Below are 5,459 nucleotides of genomic sequence, written 5' to 3'. Positions count from 1 at the left end.
GTTCGCGCACGGAGCGCGGGAACAGTTCACGAGATGCCGAAGATCACCGACCACCGGAGAACCTGATGACCGAAGAAACCGACCCCACCACCGCCGGCCTGTCCGACGACGAGGTCACCGAAGAGCGTGACGACGAGGACACGAGCGAGCACGACACGTTCGTCGTGTCGCAGAGTGCCGTCGACACCGACGAACTCCCGCTCGTCAAAGACGAGATCGACGACGACGCCCTGGCGGAGTCTTCCGACTCCGGAGTGCGGGGCGGTCGCACGACGACCGTCCTCCTCGGCGTGGTCGCGGTGCTGCTCATCCTGTCCTTGGCCGCGACGGCGTGGATGTTCACGCGCGTCCAGGCGACCGAGGACGAACTCGCCACGACACAGGAGGACCTCGCCCGCGTCGAGTCCGGTGCCGCTCTCTACGCATCCCAGATCAACGGGTTCGTGGAGACGATCGACGAACTCGGCCCGTCGATCGACGAGGGACTCGACCAGGCGATCGCCGGCCTCGAGGAGTTCGGCACGACGACGATCGAGTTCGACGTACCGATCGACACCTCGATCCCGATCGACGAGGAGGTCGAGACGACGATCACCATCGACGGACCGTTCGGCATCGACGTCCCGCTCGACATCACGGTCCCGGTGAACGTCGACGTGCCCGTCGACCTTGACGTGCCGATCTCGATCCAAGTCGAAGGGACCGAACTCGAAGGTCTCACGTCGTCGCTGATCGAAGGTCTCAACGCATTCCGCGACGGGCTCGGGGGGCTCACGAACAACTGACGCAGAAACGACCACTCGACGATCCACTGGCGTCGGTAGCTTCGAACGCGTGACCGATGCGACCGACCTCCCGGAGCCGGTTGCGCGCACCGTCAGCCGGCCCGCACTGACGTTCAAGGTGCGCCGGCGCGGTCTGTCGCCGAAGCGCCGGCGCGAGTTCGACGAGTGGATCACGAAGTGGAGCATCGACCTCGACGGACCGGTTCTGAACTGGGACGACGTGTTCGGACCCGATCGACAGCCCGACCGTGGCGTGGTGCTCGACATCGGGTTCGGGCACGGCGAGTCGACGATTCAGATGGCGCGCGTCCAGCCCGATCTCGACGTCGTCGGCATCGAGGTCCACGATCCGGGCGTCGTCACGGTGCTCGATGCGATCGAGAACGACCCCCTGCCCCACGTCCGTGTCGTGCACGGTGACCTCGTGCAGTTCCTGCAACGGATCGGTCCGGAGTCGCTCGCCGTCATCCGGATCTTCTTTCCCGACCCGTGGAAGAAGACGCGCCAGCACCACCGTCGGCTCGTTCGGGAGGACATCGTCGCAGCGCTCGTCGACCGGTTGGCGGTCGGTGGTGAACTGCACCTCGCGACCGACATCGCCGACTACGCCGCCCTGATGGAGCGGGTCTGCAACGCCGAACCCCGGCTGGTCGGCGGGGTCGTCGATCGACCGGATTCCCGTCCGCTCACCCGCTTCGAACAGCGCGGACTCGACGAGGGCCGTGAACCGACCGACCTCGTCTACCGACGGGTCCGCCCGAGTTCCGGCACACTGGAACCATGACGATCCTGGACGACCTGATCGCCGAACGCGGTGTGTTGCTGATCGACGGTGCGATGGGAACCGAGTTGTTCGCCCGCGGCCTCGAATCGGGCGGTGCGCCCGAACTCTGGAACGTCGAGCACCCCGATCGGGTCACTGCGGTCCACGCCGACTACGTGGCGGCCGGATCCGACATCATTCTCACCAACTCCTTCGGCGGAACGGGCTTCCGACTGAAGCTGCACCAGCTCGACAGTCGGGTGATCGAACTCAACGAGGCAGCAGCGCGCGTCGCCCGCGAAGCCGCCGACGCAGCTGACCGGCGCGTCATCGTGGCGGGTTCGATGGGACCCACCGGCGAACTGCTGGAGCCGATGGGATCGTTGACCCCCGAGACGTGTGCGCAGGCGTTCGCCGAACAGGCCAAGGGTCTCGACGCCGGCGGCGCCGATGTGCTGTGGATCGAGACGATGAGCCACCTCGACGAGATCGTCGGCGCCGTCGAGGGCGCCCGTTCCGTGAGCGATCTGCCGATCGTCACGACCCTCAGCTACGACACCGCGGGGCGCACGATGATGGGTGTGACCGGTGAGGAAGCGGTCACCCGACTCGCTGGACTCGGCGTCGACGCCGTCGGCGCGAACTGCGGGAACAACCTCGCCGACACCGAAGCCGCACTGATCGAAATGCGCTCGACGAACCCCGACATCCTGCTCGTGAGCAAGGCGAACGCGGGGATGCCCGAGTGGCACGGCGCCGACCTGCACTACAGCGGCTCGCCCGAGGTGATGGCCGCCCACGCCGTACGTCAGCGCGAGGCCGGCATCCAGATCATCGGTGCCTGCTGCGGGAGTTCACCGAAGCACCTCGCGATGATGCGCGAGGTGCTCGACGGTGACATTCCCGTGCCCGATGTCGACTTCGAGGTCGCCGTCCGACGCCAGGTGACGAAACCGCGCGAACGTCGCGGTCGCCGCCGCGGCGGCGGTCCCGCCGGCGCCTCCTACTAGCGGTGCCGCCGACCACATGGCCATCGCCTTCGATCGCTGTGTCGGTGAGGGCGTTTCAGGAGTCGGGGTCGGCGACCGCTTTCGACTCGCGCATCGCTCCGGCGAAGATGCCCTTCGACATCAGCGACGTTTCCTGCGCGCGCCGTTCCCGGTAGACCTCGGCGCGAACCCCGTGCACGGTGGAATCGTCGGGGGCGGCCCAGCCGGCGAGGTCCGCGAGGTGCGAGGCCAGTCGGAAGTCGCCGGACTCGGCGACTTCGGCCGCACGCGCGGCCAACTTGTCGGCGCCACCGGCCAATGCAGCGAGTTCGGCGGCGAGTTGTGCGTCGGGTGACGGCTTGAGGCGGCTCGGTGCACCGTCCCACCATCCACCGAACTGGCGCCAGATGTTGCGGACCACGAACTCGGGCTCGTCGTACAACGGACGCAGGTAGGGCTTGGCGAGCAGGTCGGGATCGACGCCCACCGAGTGGATGATCGTGTCGAGCACCTCGCCACCGTTCATCCTCTCGACGACCTCCGCGACCAGCCCCTCGAGCGCGCCGGCGATGTCGGTCAGCATCTCCTCGATCCGATCCGCACCGCCGACGGGAAGGCCGTGCGCGGGCAGCAGGATCTCGGGCCGGCGTGACGCCATGTCGCGCAGCGCCGCCGCCCATTCGATCGGATACCGCTGCACCTTCTGCGGGTTCCCGGCGTTCGGGAAGTTCCAGATCACGAAGTCGCCGGCGAACAACCACTTCTCGTCCGGCATCCACCCCCAGAGGTGGTCGTCGGTCTCGCCGCGAGCGTGGTGGAGTTCGATCGTTCGATCGCCGACTTCCAGCGTGTCGGCGGCGCCGACCACCCGCGTCGGCTCCAGCGTGTCGGTGGGGATGAAGTCGGGCGCTCCGTCGCCCATCGCGAAGTCACCGCGGACGCCGCCGAACTGGCGGGCGTTGATCAGGACGTTCCAGTCGTTCGTGTACCGGTAGCGGTCGAAGCGGCGCTGCACGTTCTCGTGGCCGACCACCGTGAGGTCGCCGTAGGCGGCATCGAACGCGACCGACCCTCCGACATGATCGGCGTGTCCGTGGGTGTAGACGATGTGGGACACCGGCGTCGACGACCACCCCTGGATCGCCTCGACGACCTGCGCCCCGGTGTTCGCGTGGGACGCGTCGAACGCGACGAGGCCGTCCCCGGAATCGATCACGACGCTGTGGCTGAACGACTCGACCACGGCGAGACCGTCGTCCACCTCGCTCAGCTCGTTGGTGATCCGGTTGAACGGTTTGGAGACGTCGCCGCTCTCGATGATCGACGCCGAGAGTTCCAGGAGATCGTCCATGTCGCGATGCTAGGTCAGGCGGCCGACACCGTGGGGAGGCAGGGGCCCGCGTGGCGATCCGCTAGACCTTCACGCATGGATCACGACCAGCGCGCCCCCCGGATCCACAAGATCGACTTCGCCGACCTGTTCGAATTGGAACCGCACGGGCCGGACACCTATGTCGGCATCGTCGCTCGGTATCCGTGGGGTGGTCGGCTGTTCGGTGGCCAGGTCGTCGCCCAGGCGCTGCGCGCCGCGATCCACACCGTCGACCCGTCTCGGGCCGTGCATTCGTTCCACTCGTACTTCATCCGCCCGGGCTCGCCGGACGAGCCGATCCGCTTCGAGATCGAGCGACTCCGCGACGGTCGTTCGTTCACCACCCGCCAGGTGGTCGCCCGCCAGTCGGCCGGCGCGATCCTGAACGCGTCGGTGTCGTTCCAGGTCGCGGAGGACGAAGCCGACGCGCAGATCGCCGAACTCGACCCGGCGCTCCCCGACCCCGCGGACCCGGCGCTGCGCGATGACTCCTGGGGAGCCCTGCTCGATCGACGCGCGGTGGATCTCCCCGACGGTCGGGTCGGCTACTGGATCCGCCTCACGGCGGACCTCGGCGACGACCCCGTCAATCACGTCTGCGGACTCACCTTCATGTCGGATGCCGCCCCGTTCCGCGCGGGACGGTCGGCCCATCCCGAGTTCGCGAACGACGAAACCGATCGGACACGATTCGTCGGCGCCAGCCTCGACCACTCGGTCTGGTTCCACCGACCGTCGCGTGCCGACGAGTGGCACTGGTTCGACACCCGCTCGCACGGCCTCGCGGGCGGCCGCGGCCTCGCGACCGGGGACGTGCTGCGTGCCGACGGCACCCACGTCGCGACGATCGCGCAGCAGATCCTGCTGCGGCGCAACCGGAACGCGTGAACCCGATGGCCGACGCGACCGATCCCGTTCGATGCGGCTGGCCGACCGACGACCCGCTGTATCTCGACTACCACGATCACGAGTGGGGACGGCCCACGACCGATCCGACGCGGCTGTTCGAGAAGATCTGCCTCGAGGGTTTCCAGTCGGGGCTCAGCTGGATCACGATCCTGCGCAAGCGGGAGAACTTCCGCACGGCGTTCGCCGGCTTCGACATCGAGCAGGTCGCGCGCTTCGGGGAGAGCGACATCGACCGACTGCTCGGCGATGCGGGGATCATCCGCCACCGCGGCAAGATCGAAGCGACAATCAACAACGCGCAGCGCGCGGTCGAGTTGGTCGACGCGGAGGGATCGCTGGTCGACTGGATCTGGAGCTGGGCGGTCACGGATCCGGAGCGGACCGACGACGGGGGCATCCCCGCGGTGACGGCCCGTTCGACCGCACTGTCGAAGGAACTGAAACGGCGCGGCTGGAAATTCGTCGGCCCGACGACGGCGTACGCGTTCATGCAGTCCGAAGGTCTGACCAACGACCACGACGACGTGTGCTTCGTCCATGCCGCCTGCGAGTCCGAACGTCGAGACTTCCTCGACAACCGCACCCTCCGCCCGACCTGACTCCCGCAGTCTCGTTCTCGTGAACAGTTCCCGCGCTCCGTG

At 67.8% G+C, this 5,459-nt stretch carries 5 protein-coding genes and 1 pseudogene; 5 read left to right on the top strand and 1 reads right to left on the bottom strand.

Annotated features, from left to right (window positions below; genetic code table 11):
• The 3 genes and pseudogenes from ON45_RS19925 to bmt form a co-directional block, all read left to right on the top strand.
• Positions 1-785 (top strand): annotated as a pseudogene (locus tag ON45_RS19925) (hypothetical protein); the annotation flags it as partial.
• Positions 786-834: 49 nt separating this feature from the next.
• The gene (gene trmB / locus ON45_RS19920; protein ID WP_040496424.1) at positions 835-1,569 is read left to right on the top strand and encodes a tRNA (guanosine(46)-N7)-methyltransferase TrmB; all 735 of its coding nucleotides are present in this window, start codon (positions 835-837) and stop codon (positions 1,567-1,569) included.
• Complete coding sequence (gene bmt, locus ON45_RS19915; RefSeq protein WP_040496423.1) at positions 1,566-2,558, top strand: betaine--homocysteine S-methyltransferase; 993 nt, start codon at positions 1,566-1,568, stop codon at positions 2,556-2,558. The genes trmB and bmt overlap by 4 nt, the downstream gene beginning before the upstream one ends.
• Before the next feature lie 55 nt (positions 2,559-2,613).
• Here bmt and ON45_RS19910 read toward each other — a convergent pair whose 3' ends face one another.
• Positions 2,614-3,888: an alkyl sulfatase dimerization domain-containing protein gene (locus ON45_RS19910; protein ID WP_040496421.1), complete on the bottom strand. Its 1,275-nt coding sequence runs from the start codon at positions 3,886-3,888 to the stop codon at positions 2,614-2,616.
• Positions 3,889-3,963: 75 nt separating this feature from the next.
• Between ON45_RS19910 and ON45_RS19905 the strand changes: the two genes are divergently transcribed.
• Both ON45_RS19905 and ON45_RS19900 read left to right on the top strand, forming a co-directional pair.
• Positions 3,964-4,797, top strand: a complete 834-nt coding sequence (locus ON45_RS19905) for an acyl-CoA thioesterase (RefSeq protein WP_051063475.1) — start codon at positions 3,964-3,966, stop codon at positions 4,795-4,797.
• 5 nt (positions 4,798-4,802) lie between these two features.
• On the top strand, positions 4,803-5,417 hold the full coding sequence (locus ON45_RS19900) for a DNA-3-methyladenine glycosylase I (RefSeq protein WP_040496426.1): 615 nt from the start codon (positions 4,803-4,805) through the stop codon (positions 5,415-5,417).
• The last annotated feature ends 42 nt before the right edge of the window (positions 5,418-5,459 follow it).

It is taken from the genome of Ilumatobacter nonamiensis YM16-303, assembly GCF_000350145.1.
Taxonomy (GTDB): Bacteria; Actinomycetota; Acidimicrobiia; order Acidimicrobiales; family Ilumatobacteraceae; genus Ilumatobacter_A; species Ilumatobacter_A nonamiensis.
Note: the sequence above shows the minus strand (reverse complement) of the source record. Positions and strands in the feature narration are given on the sequence as shown.

Bases quoted from the DNA above. Each gene is read 5' to 3' on its own strand.
- bmt (WP_040496423.1), top strand. From the start codon at position 1,566: ATGACGATCCTGGACGACCTGATCGCCGAACGCGGTGTGTTGCTGATC.
- ON45_RS19910 (WP_040496421.1), bottom strand. From the start codon at position 3,888: ATGGACGATCTCCTGGAACTCTCGGCGTCGATCATCGAGAGCGGCGAC.
- ON45_RS19905 (WP_051063475.1), top strand. From the start codon at position 3,964: ATGGATCACGACCAGCGCGCCCCCCGGATCCACAAGATCGACTTCGCC.
- ON45_RS19900 (WP_040496426.1), top strand. From the start codon at position 4,803: ATGGCCGACGCGACCGATCCCGTTCGATGCGGCTGGCCGACCGACGAC.